The following is a 16,329-nucleotide window of genomic DNA, read 5'->3' on the forward strand; positions in this document are numbered from 1 at the left end:
GCAGGGTTCAATGGGGCGGGCTGACGTCGGGCACCTTGTCGAGCTTGACCTCAAAGCCATACTCCACAGGCGTCAGGTCAGTGCGGGCATAGCTTTCCAGTTGGGTCGGCTGGCCATAGAAGTAATGCACGTCAAATAGCGCAGGGCCTTCTGCTTCCGCGCTGTGGCTGACGGCCAGCACTTCTTTCAGGTAGTTGCCGGTGTCGTCCTTGGCGTAGAAGCGCCATGCATCCGACGGGAAGGCCTTTTGGTCGACTATGAGTGCGTTGCCCTTGAGCTCCAGCCCTGTGGGCAGGTGCTCAATGCTCAGCGTCTGTTTGTCTACGGCGGCGATGTACATCGGCATTGAGCCAATGGCATAGGCCGGGGTTTCCGGGAACAAGTTCAGGTCGTAGGTGATAACGCCGGTATGCGGGTCCACATCGAACGCTTCTTCTGGCAGCTCCAGCGGCTCGCTGCGTTTGCCATTGTCGTCTTCAGCGAAGAACGTGACCGGGGCATCGGAGGCGTCGGGCAGCGTGCCGACCAACTCGTCATTGAAGGTCGGCGGGTGGCTGAACTCCAGCGTCGCTGCGCTGGCGTCGTCAATGGACTGGGTGATGATCACGGTCTTTATGAAGTGCTCAGGGTCGAGGTTGGCGTTTTTCAGGTACGCGGGCGCCTGGTCGTCGTACACCACGACCGAGAGCGGCAGGGGCTGAAGCTCCTTGCTGGTCATGTTTTTATCGAGCCGTCGCACGGGCAGGTCGAGGGCTTTGCGGGTCACCGTGGCGCTGGAGAAGTCCATGACGCTGATGTCCAGCGCGTCGACGTTGCCGTTGAAGTAAACCTTGCTGTAGTGATTCGGGTGTTGTTGCTCAAAGGCTTTTTCTTCGTCTGCCAACTGCCGTTCGAACGCTTCGCTCCAGGCGGTCTGCTTGAGCATCGCGGCCAGTTGTTGCTGGTAAAACGCCAGTTGCTCGGCATTTTCGTTGATCGAGCCTGCGCGCGAGAGAAATTGGCCTGATTGATCGCGGGCCTGGATGATCAAGGGGTTCAGTTCAGTGTTGCCCACGGCCTTGGCGGGCGCGGCGCTGTTGCGGATCTCGACTTCAGCGAAGTTGTTGCCCAGCGCCAACAGGGTCACGCTGATGGTGCCATCGGTCCGTGTCTGGCCCACGTCTTTGCCGTTGAGCTTGAAATGTACGACCTTGCCCGGCGCAATGACTTCTACCTTGCCATGCAGCATCACCGGTTGCGGCTGCTGGACGTTTTCGGTTTCAACCCCGTCGATGTAAGGGTAGGTGACGGTCAGGTCGTCCGGGTTGCTCAGGTTGGCGCTGGAGGGGCTCAACTGAATGCCGGGATCGGTTTCGGACCACTCGGGCTGGAACGGCACGTCTTGCTTATTGCTCAAGGTGACGGATTGCCATTCCAGTGCGTGGGGGAAAGGGAATTCTGAGGCGCTGTTGATCGGGAAGGGGAACACGGGCTCCAGGTCCGTCAGGTAGTCTGAACTGGCATTTTTGCGCAGGACAAACAGGCCGTTGATGTAAGTGTCCGTCAGTGCCTGAATGCTGGGGTAGTGATTGAGCAGCGCCAGATCGTCGGTGGTGTATTCGGTTTCAACCGGTTTGTCTTGCAGTTTGAGCCGCGCGCGCTCCAACAGCAGCAGCGACCCACCGAGGTCCGCTACGGCATCTTTCAGTTGTTGGTCTTTGATGGTGTCGAGGTTCTGTTCGAATTGGGCGGTTCTTTCTTCCAGGCTGGCGAGCGGGTGTTGGTCATCCGGTGAGCAGCCTCCCGTGGCGAGCAGCGCCAATGAGAGTCCGAGACTAGCCAAGGGGAATCGCAGATCCATTCTTCAGGTTTCCTGTCCGTAAACGATGCCGAGTAGGTGGACACTAGCAGAAAAAGTTTTTACAGACTGTGTCCGGGGCTTTATCTCTGGTGAATTCCCGCTGATATACTCGCGCCCATTTTTTTACTTCCTGTGAGTTTCAATGGAACGCTTTATCGAAAATGCAATGTACGCCTCGCGCTGGATTCTGGCGCCGATCTATTTTGGTTTGTCGCTTGGCCTGCTAGCGCTGGCGTTGAAATTCTTCCAGGAAGTGTTTCACGTAATCCCGAACGTGTTTGCGCTATCTGAGTCGGACTTGATCCTGGTCATTCTGTCGCTGATCGACATGGCGCTGGTGGGCGGTCTGCTGGTCATGGTCATGATTTCGGGTTATGAGAATTTCGTCTCGCAACTGGATATCGACGAGCACAAAGAGAAGCTCAGCTGGTTGGGCACGATGGACTCCACGTCGCTGAAAATGAAAGTCGCGGCATCGATTGTGGCGATCTCTTCGATCCACTTGCTGCGGGTGTTTATGGACGCGCGCAACATCGAGCCCCAGTACCTGATGTGGTACGTGATTATCCACATGACATTTGTGATCTCGGCGTTTGCCATGGGGTATCTGGACAAGATCACCAAGCACTGAGGCCGGGCGGGCTGTTAGCGCCTACATAACCCGGGCTGCGAAGGCTTTGGGGGCTGTGTTAGTCTGCTCGCCCTTTTTTTGTTCAGGGCGTGAGGGTCAGTCGTTCAGTTAACTGGCCTGCAACGTCCCACAGCGGAGCAGTGTTATGTCCGAAGTAAATCTGTCGACCGACGAAACCCGCGTCAGCTACGGCATTGGCCGTCAGTTGGGCGACCAGCTGCGCGACAACCCGCCACCGGGCGTTAGCCTGGATGCCATTCTGGCAGGCTTGACCGACGCGTTCGCCGGTAAAGAAAGCCGTGTTGGTCAGGAAGAAATGTCCGCCAGTTTCAAAGTGATCCGCGAGATCATGCAAGCTGAAGCGGCTGCCAAGGCTGAAGCTGCAGCGGGCGAAGGCAAGGCTTTCCTGGCTGAAAACGCGAAGAAAGACGGCATCACCACCCTGGCTTCGGGTCTGCAATTCGAAGTTGTGACAGCAGGTGAAGGCGCCAAGCCATCCCGTGAAGACACCGTGCGTGTTCACTACCACGGCACCCTGATCGACGGCACTGTGTTCGACAGCTCTTACGAGCGTGGCCAGCCTGCCGAGTTCCCGGTCGGTGGCGTGATTGCTGGCTGGACTGAAGCCTTGCAATTGATGAACGCTGGCAGCAAATGGCGCATCTACGTGCCGAGCGAACTGGCTTACGGCGCCCAAGGCGTTGGCAGCATCGCTCCACACAGCGTGCTGGTATTCGACGTTGAGCTGCTGGACGTTCTGTAAGAACCCCACGGTTTAGCGGTAATGACGGGTTGTTGGCTGGCCCGTCATTACACCGTTGGCTTCATAGTTCTATTTTGGCCAGATGCTCATGGGCGTCAGCCGAACCGACAGGGCGCAACGCCCGGGCGTAACAGAACAGAAACAGGTTGCGCACCATCTCTTTGAGCACCACCGGCTCGTTTGAGTTAAGCCCTGAAAAATCCAGGTCTCCCTGATCTTGCAGTTCATTCAGCGCGTCTTCTTCCAGAACGGCACACACTTCCCCGGTTTCCCGATGCAGGATTCGCAGATAGGGATGTGGTCGGTCCAGCCAAGCGTCAATTAAATAAGTCATGTGTGTCTTCTCCTTGATGGATATCAATGAGAATAATTCCTATTCAATTAATAGCAAGTGCCTATTGGCGGATTGGCGTGTTTTCTGCGATCAGGTTGCTACCGGTCAAAGTAACTGGCTCTTTGATATCGCGTGTTGAGTCGGGTAGAGGCAGGGGCAGGGAGGAGGGGAAACAACCCCTTCCTGCGCCAGGCGCAGGAAGGAATGGCAACAGAATCAGACTTTGCGCACGAACTCGGACTTGAGCTTCATTGGGCCGATGCCGTCGATTTTGCAGTCGATGTCGTGATCGCCATCGCACAAGCGAATGTTCTTGACCTTGGTACCAACTTTAACCACCAGCGAGGTGCCTTTAATCTTCAAGTCCTTGATCACGGTGATGGTGTCGCCATCGTTCAGGACAGTGCCAGCGGAGTCTTTGTAGACTTTTACGTCGCTGTCGACTTCTGCTTCAGCGTTGGCAGACCACTCATGGGCGCATTCCGGGCAGACCAGCTGAGCGCCGTCTTCATAGGTGTATTCGGAATTGCATTTCGGGCAGGGTGGCAAAGTGCTCACTTGCGCTCCTTAAAAGTCAGGATGGCTAAAAGGCACGCATTGTATAGGGTTTTTTCGGCGGGCGGGGAAAGTGCGGCGGGATGGACTTGCAGTCACTGCCCAAGACCCTCGTGTGAAGGTCTTGGGAGGCGGGAGCGGTTTGCGGTGTGTGGATCAGTGTGTGCGTGCGACCGCGAACTCGCTCAGTTCGACCAGCGCGTCGCGGTATTCGCTCGGCGGCAGGGCTTCAAGGCAGACAATGGCGCGTGCAACGAAATCGCGGGCCAATTGTGCGGTGTATTCCAGCGAGCCTGAGGCTTCAACCGCGGCGCGGATGCTTTCGAGGTCTTCAATCCCGCCTTTCTGAATGGCCTGGCGAACCAGTGCGGCTTGTTCCGGCGTGCCTTCGCGCATGGTGTAGATCAAGGGCAGCGTCGGCTTGCCTTCAGCCAGGTCGTCACCCACGTTCTTGCCCAGGGTTTCGGCATCGCCACGGTAGTCGAGCAGGTCGTCCACCAGTTGGAAAGCCACGCCCAAGTGATCGCCGAACATGCGCAATGCTTCGCTTTGCTCGGGTGTCGCACCGGCCAGAGCGGCTGCGCTGTGGGTCGAGGCTTCAAAGAGCATCGCGGTTTTGCCGCGGATGACTTCCATGTAGGTCTCTTCGGTGGTGCTGGCATCGCGCACTTTTGACAGTTGCAGTACTTCGCCTTCGGCAATAATGCGCGTCGCTTGCGACAAGATCTTCATCACCGGCATCGAGCCCAGCTCAACCATCATTTCGAAGGAGCGCGAGTACAGGAAGTCGCCCACCAGCACGCTGGGCGCGTTGCCCCACGTTGCATTGGCGGTCTTGCGGCCACGGCGCATGCCGGACATGTCCACCACGTCGTCGTGCAGCAGGGTGGCGGTGTGCAGGAACTCGATGGTTGCCGCCAACAGACGCAAGTCATCGCCTTCGCGGCCCAGTGCCTTGCCACATAGCAACACTAATAAAGGACGCAGGCGTTTGCCGCCGGCCGAAGTAATGTAGTCGCCGATTTTTGAGACCAGCGGTACGCGTGAAGTCAGCTGCTTCTTGATGATGCCGTCGACGGCGCTAAAATCGTCCGCCACCGCGCGGTAGAAAGCTTGGGGTTGCATCAGCGACAGGTGCTCCAGAAGGGTTGCGCGGCATGCTAGGTCGGGGGGGATGGCCTGTCAAGGCACGATGGGCGGCCCCTTGCAACGTCCTCTTGCCTTGCGTACAATCGCGCACCCTGAACTTCCTGGGCAGCACCTGCCTTACGCAATTGCACTTGGGCCGTTCCAGCCCCATGCAGCCATGCCAGCCAATACCTTTACCTATAAAGCGCTGGGTGAGCAGGATTATCGGAGAAATACCATGTCGTATGCAGTAATCGTTACTGGTGGCAAGCAGTACAAAGTAGCTCCAGGTGAATACCTGAAGATCGAAAAATTGGAAATCGCTACCGGCGAATCCGTAACTTTTGATCGCGTTCTGTTGGTCGCCAATGGCGACGACGTGAACATCGGCGCTCCAGTTGTTCCTGGCGCCACTGTTGTGGCTGAAGTGATCTCCCAAGGTCGTCACGATAAAGTCCGCATCATCAAGTTCCGTCGTCGTAAGCACCACATGAAGCGTATGGGCCACCGCCAGTGGTACACCGAGATCAAAATCACCGGTATTCAGGCTTAATTTCAGCCTAATTCCTCACTAGGAGAATTGACTCATGGCACACAAAAAAGCTGGTGGTAGTACCCGTAACGGTCGCGACTCAGAAGCCAAACGCCTTGGCGTGAAGATGTATGGCGGCCAGGCTATCGTTCCAGGCAACATCATCGTGCGTCAGCGCGGTACCCAATTCCACGCTGGCTACGGCGTTGGTATGGGCAAAGATCACACCCTGTTCGCGAAAGTGGAAGGCGTGATCAAGTTCCAGGTTAAAGGCGCCTTCGGTCGTCGCTATGTAAGCATCGTTCCGAAGACTGAAGTCGTCGCAGCGTAATAGCTTGGTAGCTGGAAGAGCCCTGTCTTGCGACGGGGCTTTTTCGTTTGTGGGATGAGTCTCTTGCAAAACTGTTTGTATGGGCTGCTGGCGCTGGATTTAACGGTCGTTGATTGAGGTCGCTGCGCTCATTTTTGCAAGAGTCTTATGTCTTATGTTTATCGGCTCGTCCTGATGACGAGAGGCGTTTTGTTATGAAGTTTGTTGATGAAGTATCGATCAAGGTAAAAGCGGGCGACGGTGGTAACGGTTGCATGAGTTTCCGTCGTGAGAAATTCATCGAAAACGGTGGTCCTAACGGTGGTGATGGGGGCGATGGCGGCTCGATCTATATGGTCGCCGACGAAAACCTCAACACCCTGGTTGACTACCGTTATACCCGTCACTTCGATGCCCAGCGCGGCTCGAACGGCGGTAGTACCGATTGCACCGGGCGCAAGGGTGATGACCTTATCCTGCGCGTGCCAGTCGGCACGACCGTTATTGATGCAGGCACGCAAGAAGTGATTGGCGACCTGACCAAGGCCGGTCAAAAGCTGATGGTGGTTCAGGGCGGCTGGCACGGTCTGGGCAACACGCGTTTCAAGTCCAGCACCAATCGCGCGCCGCGCCAAACCACGCCGGGTAAGCCGGGTGAGCAGCGCGACTTGAAGCTTGAGTTGAAAGTGCTGGCTGACGTCGGTTTGCTGGGTTTGCCGAATGCCGGTAAAAGCACCTTTATTCGTTCAGTGTCTGCGGCCAAGCCCAAGGTGGCGGATTATCCGTTCACCACGCTGGTACCCAACCTGGGCGTGGTCAGTGTGGATCGCTGGAAAAGCTTTGTCATTGCTGACATCCCGGGGCTGATCGAAGGCGCTTCTGATGGCGCGGGCCTGGGGATTCGCTTCCTCAAGCATTTGGCGCGTACCCGTTTGCTCCTGCACCTCGTGGACATGGCGCCGGTTGAAGGTTCGGAAAGCGCTGCGGATACCGCTGAAGTCATCGTTAACGAGCTGACCAAGTTCAGCCCGGCGCTGGCTGATCGTGATCGCTGGCTGGTCTTGAACAAGTGCGATTCTCTGCCTCAGGAAGAGCACGACGCAGTTGTGAAAGAAGTGGTTGATCGTCTTGAGTGGACCGGTCCTGTGTATGTGATTTCGGCTATTGCCAAAATCGGCACCGACAAGCTGTGCCACGACATCATGCGCTACCTCGAAGATCGCGCAGACCGCCTGGCCAATGATCCTGCCTACAAGGAAGAACTGGCCGAGCTGGATCAGCGCATTGAAGACGAGGCGCGTGCACAGTTGCAGGCGCTGGATGACAAGCGTGCCTTGCGTCGCAGTGGCGTGAAGAGCGTCCATGACATCGGTGACGATGACTGGGATGAAGAAGATGTTGAAGACGACGATGGTCCGGAAATCATTTACGTCCGCGACTGATTCGTTGCAGTAAACTACAGCGCCGCTCAATTGAGCGGCGTTTTAGCATCTACGAAACGGTAATCACAAAAATTCCACGGGTAGCGCTCGGTCGCGCTGCTCTCAGGCATAGGTTGGAAGATGATGCGGAGCAAGGTGACAGGTGCGCAGCGTTGGGTCGTCAAGATTGGCAGCGCACTGCTGACGGCGGATGGCAAAGGTCTGGATCGTGCGGCAATGGGTGTTTGGGTCGAGCAAATGGTGGCCCTGCATGAAGCCGGTGTTGAGTTGGTGTTGGTGTCTTCGGGCGCAGTGGCGGCCGGGATGAGCCGCTTGGGCTGGACGGTGCGACCGAGTGCCATGCATGAATTGCAAGCGGCGGCTGCCATCGGTCAGATGGGCCTGGTGCAGGCTTGGGAGTCGAGTTTTGCCGAGCACTCGCGGCACACCGCGCAAATTCTGCTGACCCATGACGATTTGTCTGATCGCAAGCGTTACCTGAATGCCCGCAGTACTTTGCGTGCCCTTGTGGAGTTGGGCGTGATCCCGGTCATCAACGAAAACGACACGGTGGTGACCGATGAGATTCGTTTTGGTGACAACGACACCCTGGCGGCACTGGTTGCCAACCTGGTGGAAGCTGATCTGTTAGTAATCCTGACCGACCGCGACGGCATGTTTGATGCTGATCCGCGCAATAACCCTGACGCGCAAATGATTTATGAGGCGCGCGCGGATGACCCGGCGCTGGACGCAGTGGCGGGCGGTACGGGTGGTGCGCTGGGGCGTGGTGGTATGCAGACCAAGTTGCGGGCGGCCCGTTTGGCGGCGCGTTCCGGGGCGCACACCATTATTGTGGGTGGGCGTCTGGAGCGGGTGCTGGATCGTCTTAAGGCGGGCGAGCGCATTGGCACCTTGTTGTCGCCGGAACGCGGCATGTTGGCAGCCCGTAAGCAGTGGCTGGCCGGGCATCTGCAAACACGCGGTACGCTGGTGCTGGACGAGGGGGCTGTCGCGGCACTGTCGCAGGGCAACAAGAGCTTGCTGCCTGTGGGGGTGAAGGCGGTTCAGGGTGGCTTCCGTCGTGGGGAAATGGTGGTGTGCGTAGCGCCGGACGGCCGTGAAATTGCCCGTGGGCTCGCCAACTACAGTGCTGCGGAAGCGCAAAAAATTATCGGGCAATCGTCGGATGCGATTGTCAGCTTGTTGGGTTATATGGCGGAGCCTGAACTGGTTCATCGCGATAACCTGATTCTGGTTTGAATGTGAGGTTTGAATGCGCTTGATTAAAGGGTTGCTGGGTTTGGTGTTGGCGATGCCGTTACTGGCTTCGGCGGAAGAGATTGGTACGGTTTCAACCGTGTTTAAGCTGGTTGGCCCTAACGACCGCATTGTGGTCGAGGCGTTCGATGATCCCAAGGTAGAGGGCGTGACCTGCTATCTGTCCCGCGCTAAAACGGGGGGCATGAAAGGGGGGTTGGGGTTGGCAGAGGACCGTGCTGAAGCTTCGTTGGCATGTCGTCAGACGGGTCCGATCAGCTTCAAGGGTGATCTCAAGGACGGTGATGAAGTCTTTAAGGAGCGCACGTCGCTGGTGTTCAAGACCATGCAGGTGGTGCGATTCCTTGACAAGAAACGCAATACGCTGGTGTATCTGGTCTACAGCGATCGCCTGATTGAGGGCAGTCCACAGAATGCTGTAACGGCAATTCCGATCCTGCCGTGGCCGCATCAGTAGTGCTTATAAAAAGCTGCGATTAACGCAGCTTTTTTTTGCCTGTGAGCTTGTGGTGGGGGCGGGGTAGTGAATCCTGGGTATAAATCGCAGGCAATAAAAAACCGACCATGAGGTCGGTTTTTTAAAAAGCTTAACGCTTAAGCGGCGGTCGCAAGGTTCAACGCCTTGACGTGGCCATTCAGACGGCTCTTATGACGAGCAGCTTTGTTCTTGTGGATGATGCCTTTATCGGCCATACGGTCGATAACAGGAACAGCCAGAACATAAGCAGCTTGTGCTTTAGCGGCGTCTTTTGCGTCGATGGCTTTAACTACATTCTTGATGTAGGTGCGAACCATGGAACGCAGGCTGGCGTTGTGGCTGCGACGCTTCTCAGCCTGTTTTGCACGTTTTTTGGCGGAAGGTGTGTTGGCCACCGTCGAGCTCCTCGAAAGACTTTAGAAAATAGCAAACAAAATAGGCCGCGAATCATGCCGATGACGTGAAGGCTTGTCAAGGGCGTTTGATACGATCCGCTGAGTGGTTGATCGAGGGAGACGGGAGATTTATTTCCGGCGCTTGACCTGTAAACTCGCGAGCTTGGCTCTGTGCTGTTGCGGCGCGCAGTATCGCATAAGTGGACGCTTTGTTCGCCTGCTCTTTTTCTCTATAGGCAAAAACTCTTTCAATGAATTTGCTCAAGTCGTTGGCTGCCGTCAGTTCCATCACCATGATTTCAAGGGTTTTGGGCTTTATCCGAGACACAATCATTGCTCGCACATTTGGCGCCGGGATGGCCACGGATGCGTTCTTCATTGCCTTCAAACTGCCCAACCTGTTGCGCCGGATCTTCGCAGAGGGGGCCTTTTCTCAAGCGTTCGTGCCGATTCTCGCGGAATATAAAAATCAGCAAGGCGAGGAAGCGACCCGTACGTTCGTGGCCTATGTGGCCGGTTTGCTGACCCTGGTGTTGGCCATTGTCACGATTGTGGGGATGCTGGCTGCGCCTTGGGTGATCTGGGCGACGGCGCCGGGATTTGCCACCACCCCGGAAAAATTTCAGCTCACCAGTGACATGTTGCGGGTTACTTTCCCTTATATATTGCTGATTTCACTGTCGTCCTTGGCAGGAGCGATTCTGAACACCTGGAACCGTTTCTCGGTTCCGGCGTTTGTGCCGACGTTGCTTAATGTCAGCATGATTATTTTTGCGTTGTTCCTGACACCTTATTTCGATCCGCCCGTGATGGCCCTTGGCTGGGCTGTGTTGGCCGGTGGTCTGGCGCAGTTAGTGTTTCAACTGCCGCACCTGAAAAAGATCGGCATGCTCGTGTTGCCCCGCCTTAATCTGCGCGATACCGGGGTGTGGCGGGTGATGAAACAAATGTTGCCGGCGATCCTGGGTGTTTCAGTCAGTCAGATCTCTTTGATCATCAACACCATCTTCGCGTCCTTTTTGGTTGCCGGGTCTGTGTCGTGGATGTACTACGCCGACCGTTTAATGGAGCTGCCGTCGGGTGTGCTGGGCGTGGCGCTGGGGACAATCCTTCTGCCAACCCTGTCCAAGACCTACGCCAATAAAGACCGTCATGAGTATTCTCGGATTCTCGACTGGGGGCTGCGTCTGTGTTTCGTGCTGGTTTTGCCTTGCGCACTGGCACTGGCCATTCTGTCCGAACCGCTGACGGTTTCATTGTTTCAGTACGGTGAATTCAGTGCCCATGATGCCGTGATGACCCAGCACGCCCTGATGGCTTACTCGGTGGGTTTGCTCGGGATTATTTTGATCAAGGTGCTGGCCCCAGGCTTTTATGCTCAGCAAAATATCCGTACGCCGGTGAAAATTGCCGTTTTCACGTTGATCGTGACCCAGTTGCTGAACCTGGTATTCATCGTGCCGTTGCAACATGCGGGCCTTGCACTGGCCATAAGCGTGGGGGCGTGCATCAACGCCGGCCTGCTGTTTTGGCAATTGCGCAGTCAAAAGCTGTTTGTGGCGCAGCCAGGCTGGGCCAAGTACCTGTTCAAACTGGTGTTGGCTGTGGCCGTGATGTCGGCCGTTCTACTGGGCTTGATGCAATTGATGCCCGCTTGGGATCACGGTCATATGCTGGAGCGCTTTCTGCGTTTGGGGGGACTTGTTGTCGCTGGGGTGCTGGCGTATTTCGGTATGCTGCTGGTCTTGGGCATGCGTTTGAAGGATTTCGCCCGCAAGTCCCTTATGTAAGGTAATCGCCGGTCAGACGTGTGTTTTATCGTATTGACTGAATTGCCTTGCGCTGTTGCCTGTTGTAGCAGGCTGGGTGTGGTTATAATCGGCCACTTTATGAGCAAGAAGCGCGTTATGCAGCTGGTTCGAGGCCTTCACAATCTGCGGCCCCAACATCGGGGCTGTGTCGCCACTATTGGCAACTTTGACGGTGTACACCGTGGTCACCAGGCAATCCTGGGCCGGCTGCGTGAACGTGCGCTGGAGTTGGGTGTGCCCAGCTGCGTGGTGATTTTTGAACCCCAGCCGCGCGAATTCTTTGCCCCGCAGACCGCGCCGGCACGTCTGGCGCGTTTGCGCGACAAACTGCAGCTATTGGCTGATGCCGGTGTAGATCGGGTACTGTGCCTGGCGTTCAATCAGCGTTTAAGCAAACTCAGCGCCGCCGAGTTTGTTGACACGATTCTGGTTAATGGCCTGGGTGTGCAACACCTTGAGGTTGGGGACGATTTCCGCTTCGGGTGCGACCGGGCAGGGGATTTCGATTTCCTGCAACAGGCTGGCATCATCCAGGGTTTTACCGTCGAGGCGGCGCAAACCGTTGAGCTTGACGGCATGCGCGTCAGCAGCACCAAAGTGCGTGATGCCCTGGCCAATGCCGATTTCGCCCTTGCCGAACGTTTGCTCGGGCGCCCGTTCCAGATTGCCGGGCGGGTACTACACGGGCAGAAACTGGCGCGTCAACTGGGTACGCCAACGGCCAACGTTCAGCTAAAGCGTCGTCGAGTGCCGCTGACCGGGGTCTACCTGGCCAGTGTCGAGATTGACGGCAACACTTGGCCCGGCGTCGCCAACATTGGCGTGCGGCCCACCGTTTCAGGGGATGGCAGTGCCCATCTTGAAGTACATCTATTGGATTACGCCGGTGATCTGTATGACCGGCGTCTGACCGTGGCATTCCACCACAAGCTGCGTGATGAGCAGCGTTTCGCCTCCCTGGAGGCGCTCAAGACGGCGATCAATGCGGACGTCGCCGCCGCCCGAGCCTATTGGCTGGGTCAACCGCTTAAAAAGAGCCTGAAATGACCGACTACAAAGCCACGCTAAACCTTCCGGACACAGCCTTCCCAATGAAGGCCGGCCTGCCACAGCGCGAACCGCAAATTTTGCAGCGCTGGGACAGCATTGGCCTGTACGGGAAGTTGCGCGAGATTGGCAAGGATCGTCCTAAGTTCGTTCTTCATGACGGTCCTCCCTACGCCAACGGCACGATCCACATCGGTCACGCGCTGAACAAGATCCTCAAGGACATGATCATCCGCTCGAAAACCCTCGCCGGATTCGATGCGCCGTACGTGCCGGGCTGGGATTGCCACGGTTTGCCGATTGAGCACAAGGTTGAAGTGACTCACGGCAAAAACCTGCCTGCGGATAAAACCCGCGAGCTGTGCCGTGCCTACGCCACTGAGCAGATCGAAGGGCAGAAGTCCGAATTCATCCGTTTGGGTGTGTTGGGTGACTTCGCCAACCCGTACAAAACCATGGATTTCAAGAACGAAGCCGGTGAAATCCGCGCGTTGGCTGAAATCGTCAAGGCGGGCTTCGTGTTCAAGGGCCTTAAGCCTGTGAACTGGTGTTTCGACTGCGGCTCGGCACTGGCTGAAGCTGAAGTTGAATATCAGGACAAAAAGTCCGCGACCATTGACGTGGCGTTCCCGATTGCCGACGAAGCCAAGCTGGCTGAGGCTTTCGGCCTGGCTGCATTGAGCAAACCTGCATCGATCGTGATCTGGACCACCACCCCGTGGACCATCCCGGCCAACCAGGCCCTCAACGTGCACCCGGAATTCAACTACGCGCTGGTCGACGTCGGTGACAAGTTGCTGGTTCTGGCAGAAGAGCTCGTCGAAGCCTGCCTGGCCCGTTACAACCTCGAAGGTTCGGTCATTGCCACCACGACCGGTGCCGCACTTGAACTGATCAACTTCCGTCACCCGTTCTATGACCGTCTGTCGCCTGTTTATTTGGCCGAGTATGTCGAACTGGGCGCCGGTACGGGCGTTGTTCACTCCGCGCCGGCCTACGGCGTAGACGACTTTGTGACCTGCAAAGCCTACGGCATGGTCAACGATGACATCATCAATCCGGTTCAAAGCAATGGCGTGTACGTGCCGTCGCTGGAGTTTTTCGGCGGCCAGTTCATCTGGAAAGCCAACCCGGCCATCGTTGAAAAGCTGACCGAAGTCGGTGCGCTGATGCACACCGAAACCATCAGCCACAGCTACATGCACTGCTGGCGTCACAAAACCCCGCTGATCTACCGTGCAACCGCGCAGTGGTTCATCGGCATGGACAAAGAGCCGGTTGCTGGCGATACCTTGCGCACCCGTGCGTTGCAGGCTATCGAAGACACCCAGTTCGTTCCGGCATGGGGTCAGGCGCGCCTGCACTCAATGATCGCCAATCGCCCGGACTGGTGCATCTCACGTCAGCGCAACTGGGGTGTGCCGATCCCGTTTTTCCTGAACAAGGAAAGCGGCGAGCTGCACCCGCGCACTGTTGAAATGATGGAAGAAGTGGCCAAGCGCGTTGAGCTGGAAGGCATCGAAGCCTGGTTCAAGATGGACGCTGCCGAACTCTTGGGCGATGAAGCGCCGCTGTACGACAAGATTTCCGACACGCTGGACGTGTGGTTTGACTCGGGCACTACGCACTGGCACGTGCTGCGTGGTTCGCACCCGATGGGTCACGAAACCGGCCCTCGGGCCGACCTGTACCTGGAAGGTTCCGACCAGCACCGTGGCTGGTTCCACTCCTCGTTGTTGACCGGCTGCGCCATCGACAATCACGCGCCTTATCGCGAACTGCTGACCCATGGTTTCACCGTGGACGAGGCGGGTCGCAAGATGTCCAAATCCTTGGGCAACGTGATTGCGCCGCAGAAAGTCAACGACACACTGGGCGCCGACATCATGCGTCTGTGGGTCGCTTCGACCGACTACTCGGGCGAGATCGCGGTTTCCGACCAGATCCTGCAACGTAGCGCCGACGCCTATCGCCGTATCCGTAACACTGCCCGCTTCTTGCTGTCGAACCTGACCGGTTTCAATCCGGCCACCGACATCCTGCCTGCCGAAGAAATGCTGGCACTGGATCGTTGGGCTGTGGATCGCGCACTGTTGCTGCAACGCGAGCTGGAACTTCACTACGGTGAATACCGCTTCTGGAACGTGTACTCCAAAGTGCACAACTTCTGCGTGCAAGAGCTGGGTGGCTTCTACCTCGACATCATCAAGGACCGTCAGTACACCACGGGCGCCAACAGCAAGGCCCGTCGTTCATGCCAGACCGCGTTGTTCCATATCTCCGAAGCGCTGGTGCGCTGGATCGCTCCGATCCTGGCGTTCACTGCTGACGAGCTGTGGCAATACCTGCCGGGCGAGCGTAACGAGTCCGTGATGCTCAATACCTGGTATCAGGGCCTGACCGAGCTGCCTGAAGGGACCGAACTGGACCGCGCTTATTGGGAGCGGATCATGGCGGTCAAGGTCGCGGTCAACAAGGAAATGGAAAACCTGCGCGCGGCCAAGGCCATTGGTGGCAACTTGCAGGCCGAAGTCACCTTGTTCGCTGAAGACGAACTGGCAGCCGACCTCACCAAATTGAGCAACGAGCTGCGCTTCGTGCTGATTACCTCAACAGCCAGCGTTGCGCCGTTTGCATCGGCCCCGGCGGATGCGGTGGTAACTGAAGTGCCCGGCCTGAAGCTCAAAGTGGTCAAATCTGCTCATGCCAAGTGCGCCCGTTGCTGGCATTGCCGCGAAGACGTCGGCGTGAACCCTGAGCATCCGGAAATCTGCGGTCGCTGCGTGGACAACATCAGCGGCGCCGGTGAGGTACGTCACTATGCCTGATGCCCGCACTGCCGGGCGCTTCGGGCGCCTGAGCTGGCTGTGGTTGACCCTGCTGGTCCTGGTCATTGACCAGGCCAGCAAGGTCTATTTCGACAGCGCATTACAGATGTACCAACAGGTCGTGATCATTCCGGATTACTTCAGTTGGACGTTGGCCTACAACACGGGTGCGGCCTTCAGCTTTCTGGCTGACAGTGCCGGTTGGCAGCGATGGTTGTTTGCCCTGATTGCCGTGGTGGTCAGTGCCGTACTGGTGATCTGGCTTAAGCGCCTGGGACGTGATGACACATGGCTGGCGATTGCACTGGCTTTGATTCTCGGCGGGGCCTTGGGCAATTTGTATGACCGCGTTGCCTACGGCCATGTCATTGATTTCATTCTTGTGCACTGGCAAAACCGCTGGTATTTCCCTGCATTCAACTTTGCCGACAGTGCAATCTGTGTGGGTGCGGTGATGCTGGCACTGGATATGTTCAAAAGTAAAAAGTCCGGAGAACCCGTTCATGACTGAGCCTCGTATTGGCCAGAACACGGAAGTCACCCTGCATTTCGCTTTGCGCCTGGAGAATGGCGACACGGTCGACAGCACGTTCGACAAATCCCCGGCTACTTTCAAAGTGGGTGATGGGAGCCTGTTGCCCGGTTTTGAGGCTGCGATTTTCGGTTTCAAGGCAGGTGACAAGCGGACACTGGAGATTCTTCCGGAGAATGCGTTCGGTCAGCCCAACCCGCAAAATGTGCAGATCATTGCGCGTTCGCAGTTCAAAGACATGGAGCTGTCGGAAGGTTTGCTGGTGATCTTCAATGACGCGGCAAACACCGAGTTGCCGGGCGTGGTCAAGGCGTTTGACGACGAGCAGGTCACCATCGATTTTAACCATCCGTTGGCAGGTAAAACCCTGACCTTCGAAGTGGAAATCCAAGCTGTCAAAGCGCTGTAAATCCAGTGCCCGGCTTCGGCCGGGCCTGTTTGGC

At 56.9% G+C, this 16,329-nt stretch carries 17 protein-coding genes; 12 read left to right on the top strand and 5 right to left on the bottom strand.

What is annotated here, in order from left to right; all coding sequences use genetic code 11:
• Nucleotides 1–7: 7 nt before the first annotated feature.
• Nucleotides 8–1,840, bottom strand: coding sequence for a hypothetical protein (locus HBN61_RS17305; RefSeq protein ID WP_170047357.1), 1,833 nt, complete (start codon nucleotides 1,838–1,840; stop codon nucleotides 8–10).
• A 142-nt stretch (nucleotides 1,841–1,982) separates the two neighbouring features.
• Here HBN61_RS17305 and HBN61_RS17310 point away from each other — a divergent pair, with 142 nt between their 5' ends.
• Together HBN61_RS17310 and HBN61_RS17315 are read left to right on the top strand one after the other, a co-directional pair.
• Nucleotides 1,983–2,471 (top strand): TIGR00645 family protein, encoded by a 489-nt coding sequence (locus HBN61_RS17310; RefSeq protein ID WP_047273583.1) that lies wholly within the window; start codon nucleotides 1,983–1,985, stop codon nucleotides 2,469–2,471.
• Nucleotides 2,472–2,616: 145 nt separating this feature from the next.
• On the top strand, nucleotides 2,617–3,234 hold the full coding sequence (locus HBN61_RS17315) for an FKBP-type peptidyl-prolyl cis-trans isomerase (RefSeq protein ID WP_047273586.1): 618 nt from the start codon (nucleotides 2,617–2,619) through the stop codon (nucleotides 3,232–3,234).
• Nucleotides 3,235–3,295: 61 nt separating this feature from the next.
• On the opposite strand, the gene HBN61_RS17320 is transcribed toward HBN61_RS17315, so the two are convergent.
• The 3 genes from HBN61_RS17320 to HBN61_RS17330 all read right to left on the bottom strand — a co-directional run bounded on the left by HBN61_RS17320 (nucleotide 3,296) and on the right by HBN61_RS17330 (nucleotide 5,248).
• Entirely contained in the window at nucleotides 3,296–3,568 is a 273-nt protein-coding gene (locus HBN61_RS17320) for a PA4570 family protein (protein ID WP_094995111.1), read from the bottom strand.
• A 216-nt stretch (nucleotides 3,569–3,784) separates the two neighbouring features.
• On the bottom strand, nucleotides 3,785–4,126 hold the full coding sequence (locus HBN61_RS17325) for a zinc ribbon domain-containing protein YjdM (protein ID WP_094995110.1): 342 nt from the start codon (nucleotides 4,124–4,126) through the stop codon (nucleotides 3,785–3,787).
• Nucleotides 4,127–4,279: 153 nt separating this feature from the next.
• Complete coding sequence (locus tag HBN61_RS17330) at nucleotides 4,280–5,248, bottom strand: polyprenyl synthetase family protein (RefSeq protein WP_094995109.1); 969 nt, start codon at nucleotides 5,246–5,248, stop codon at nucleotides 4,280–4,282.
• Nucleotides 5,249–5,489: 241 nt separating this feature from the next.
• Here HBN61_RS17330 and rplU point away from each other — a divergent pair, with 241 nt between their 5' ends.
• From rplU to HBN61_RS17355, 5 genes are all read left to right on the top strand, one after another.
• Nucleotides 5,490–5,804 carry a 50S ribosomal protein L21 gene (gene rplU, locus HBN61_RS17335; protein ID WP_007901869.1) on the top strand — a complete coding sequence of 105 codons (315 nt, stop codon included), beginning with the start codon at nucleotides 5,490–5,492 and terminating at the stop codon, nucleotides 5,802–5,804.
• Nucleotides 5,805–5,838: 34 nt separating this feature from the next.
• Complete coding sequence (rpmA, locus tag HBN61_RS17340) at nucleotides 5,839–6,114, top strand: 50S ribosomal protein L27 (RefSeq protein WP_047273595.1); 276 nt, start codon at nucleotides 5,839–5,841, stop codon at nucleotides 6,112–6,114.
• 194 nt (nucleotides 6,115–6,308) lie between these two features.
• Nucleotides 6,309–7,535, top strand: a complete 1,227-nt coding sequence (gene cgtA / locus HBN61_RS17345; RefSeq protein ID WP_047273596.1) for an Obg family GTPase CgtA — start codon at nucleotides 6,309–6,311, stop codon at nucleotides 7,533–7,535.
• 123 nt (nucleotides 7,536–7,658) lie between these two features.
• Nucleotides 7,659–8,777 carry a glutamate 5-kinase gene (proB, locus tag HBN61_RS17350; protein WP_094995115.1) on the top strand — a complete coding sequence of 373 codons (1,119 nt, stop codon included), beginning with the start codon at nucleotides 7,659–7,661 and terminating at the stop codon, nucleotides 8,775–8,777.
• A 13-nt stretch (nucleotides 8,778–8,790) separates the two neighbouring features.
• Nucleotides 8,791–9,252 carry a CreA family protein gene (locus HBN61_RS17355; protein ID WP_170047359.1) on the top strand — a complete coding sequence of 154 codons (462 nt, stop codon included), beginning with the start codon at nucleotides 8,791–8,793 and terminating at the stop codon, nucleotides 9,250–9,252.
• A gap of 137 nt (nucleotides 9,253–9,389) precedes the next feature.
• On the opposite strand, the gene rpsT is transcribed toward HBN61_RS17355, so the two are convergent.
• Nucleotides 9,390–9,668, bottom strand: a complete 279-nt coding sequence (rpsT, locus tag HBN61_RS17360) for a 30S ribosomal protein S20 (protein WP_003443902.1) — start codon at nucleotides 9,666–9,668, stop codon at nucleotides 9,390–9,392.
• A 251-nt stretch (nucleotides 9,669–9,919) separates the two neighbouring features.
• On the opposite strand from rpsT, the gene murJ reads away from it, so the two are divergent.
• From murJ to fkpB, 5 genes are all read left to right on the top strand, one after another.
• Nucleotides 9,920–11,458, top strand: a complete 1,539-nt coding sequence (gene murJ / locus HBN61_RS17365) for a murein biosynthesis integral membrane protein MurJ (protein ID WP_094995108.1) — start codon at nucleotides 9,920–9,922, stop codon at nucleotides 11,456–11,458.
• Nucleotides 11,459–11,575: 117 nt separating this feature from the next.
• Entirely contained in the window at nucleotides 11,576–12,526 is a 951-nt protein-coding gene (ribF, locus tag HBN61_RS17370; protein WP_094995107.1) for a bifunctional riboflavin kinase/FAD synthetase, read from the top strand.
• Nucleotides 12,523–15,354 (top strand): isoleucine--tRNA ligase, encoded by a 2,832-nt coding sequence (gene ileS / locus HBN61_RS17375; protein WP_170047361.1) that lies wholly within the window; start codon nucleotides 12,523–12,525, stop codon nucleotides 15,352–15,354. The genes ribF and ileS overlap by 4 nt, the downstream gene beginning before the upstream one ends.
• Nucleotides 15,347–15,865 carry a signal peptidase II gene (lspA, locus tag HBN61_RS17380; protein WP_094995105.1) on the top strand — a complete coding sequence of 173 codons (519 nt, stop codon included), beginning with the start codon at nucleotides 15,347–15,349 and terminating at the stop codon, nucleotides 15,863–15,865. The genes ileS and lspA overlap by 8 nt, the downstream gene beginning before the upstream one ends.
• Nucleotides 15,858–16,295 carry an FKBP-type peptidyl-prolyl cis-trans isomerase gene (fkpB, locus tag HBN61_RS17385; RefSeq protein WP_094995104.1) on the top strand — a complete coding sequence of 146 codons (438 nt, stop codon included), beginning with the start codon at nucleotides 15,858–15,860 and terminating at the stop codon, nucleotides 16,293–16,295. Before lspA ends, fkpB begins: the two co-directional genes overlap by 8 nt.
• The last annotated feature ends 34 nt before the right edge of the window (nucleotides 16,296–16,329 follow it).

Source organism: Pseudomonas sp. WS 5071 (assembly GCF_012985765.1).
GTDB classification, from domain to species: domain Bacteria; phylum Pseudomonadota; class Gammaproteobacteria; order Pseudomonadales; family Pseudomonadaceae; genus Aquipseudomonas; species Aquipseudomonas lundensis_A.

What these genes read in the sequence shown, in the direction of transcription:
- HBN61_RS17305 (WP_170047357.1), bottom strand. Translation starts at nt 1,840, where the DNA reads ATGGATCTGCGATTCCCCTTGGCTAGTCTCGGACTCTCATTGGCGCTG.
- HBN61_RS17310 (WP_047273583.1), top strand. Translation starts at nt 1,983, where the DNA reads ATGGAACGCTTTATCGAAAATGCAATGTACGCCTCGCGCTGGATTCTG.
- HBN61_RS17315 (WP_047273586.1), top strand. Translation starts at nt 2,617, where the DNA reads ATGTCCGAAGTAAATCTGTCGACCGACGAAACCCGCGTCAGCTACGGC.
- HBN61_RS17320 (WP_094995111.1), bottom strand. Translation starts at nt 3,568, where the DNA reads ATGACTTATTTAATTGACGCTTGGCTGGACCGACCACATCCCTATCTG.
- HBN61_RS17330 (WP_094995109.1), bottom strand. Translation starts at nt 5,248, where the DNA reads ATGCAACCCCAAGCTTTCTACCGCGCGGTGGCGGACGATTTTAGCGCC.
- rplU (WP_007901869.1), top strand. Translation starts at nt 5,490, where the DNA reads ATGTCGTATGCAGTAATCGTTACTGGTGGCAAGCAGTACAAAGTAGCT.
- rpmA (WP_047273595.1), top strand. Translation starts at nt 5,839, where the DNA reads ATGGCACACAAAAAAGCTGGTGGTAGTACCCGTAACGGTCGCGACTCA.
- cgtA (WP_047273596.1), top strand. Translation starts at nt 6,309, where the DNA reads ATGAAGTTTGTTGATGAAGTATCGATCAAGGTAAAAGCGGGCGACGGT.
- proB (WP_094995115.1), top strand. Translation starts at nt 7,659, where the DNA reads ATGCGGAGCAAGGTGACAGGTGCGCAGCGTTGGGTCGTCAAGATTGGC.
- HBN61_RS17355 (WP_170047359.1), top strand. Translation starts at nt 8,791, where the DNA reads ATGCGCTTGATTAAAGGGTTGCTGGGTTTGGTGTTGGCGATGCCGTTA.
- murJ (WP_094995108.1), top strand. Translation starts at nt 9,920, where the DNA reads ATGAATTTGCTCAAGTCGTTGGCTGCCGTCAGTTCCATCACCATGATT.
- ribF (WP_094995107.1), top strand. Translation starts at nt 11,576, where the DNA reads ATGCAGCTGGTTCGAGGCCTTCACAATCTGCGGCCCCAACATCGGGGC.
- ileS (WP_170047361.1), top strand. Translation starts at nt 12,523, where the DNA reads ATGACCGACTACAAAGCCACGCTAAACCTTCCGGACACAGCCTTCCCA.
- lspA (WP_094995105.1), top strand. Translation starts at nt 15,347, where the DNA reads ATGCCTGATGCCCGCACTGCCGGGCGCTTCGGGCGCCTGAGCTGGCTG.
- fkpB (WP_094995104.1), top strand. Translation starts at nt 15,858, where the DNA reads ATGACTGAGCCTCGTATTGGCCAGAACACGGAAGTCACCCTGCATTTC.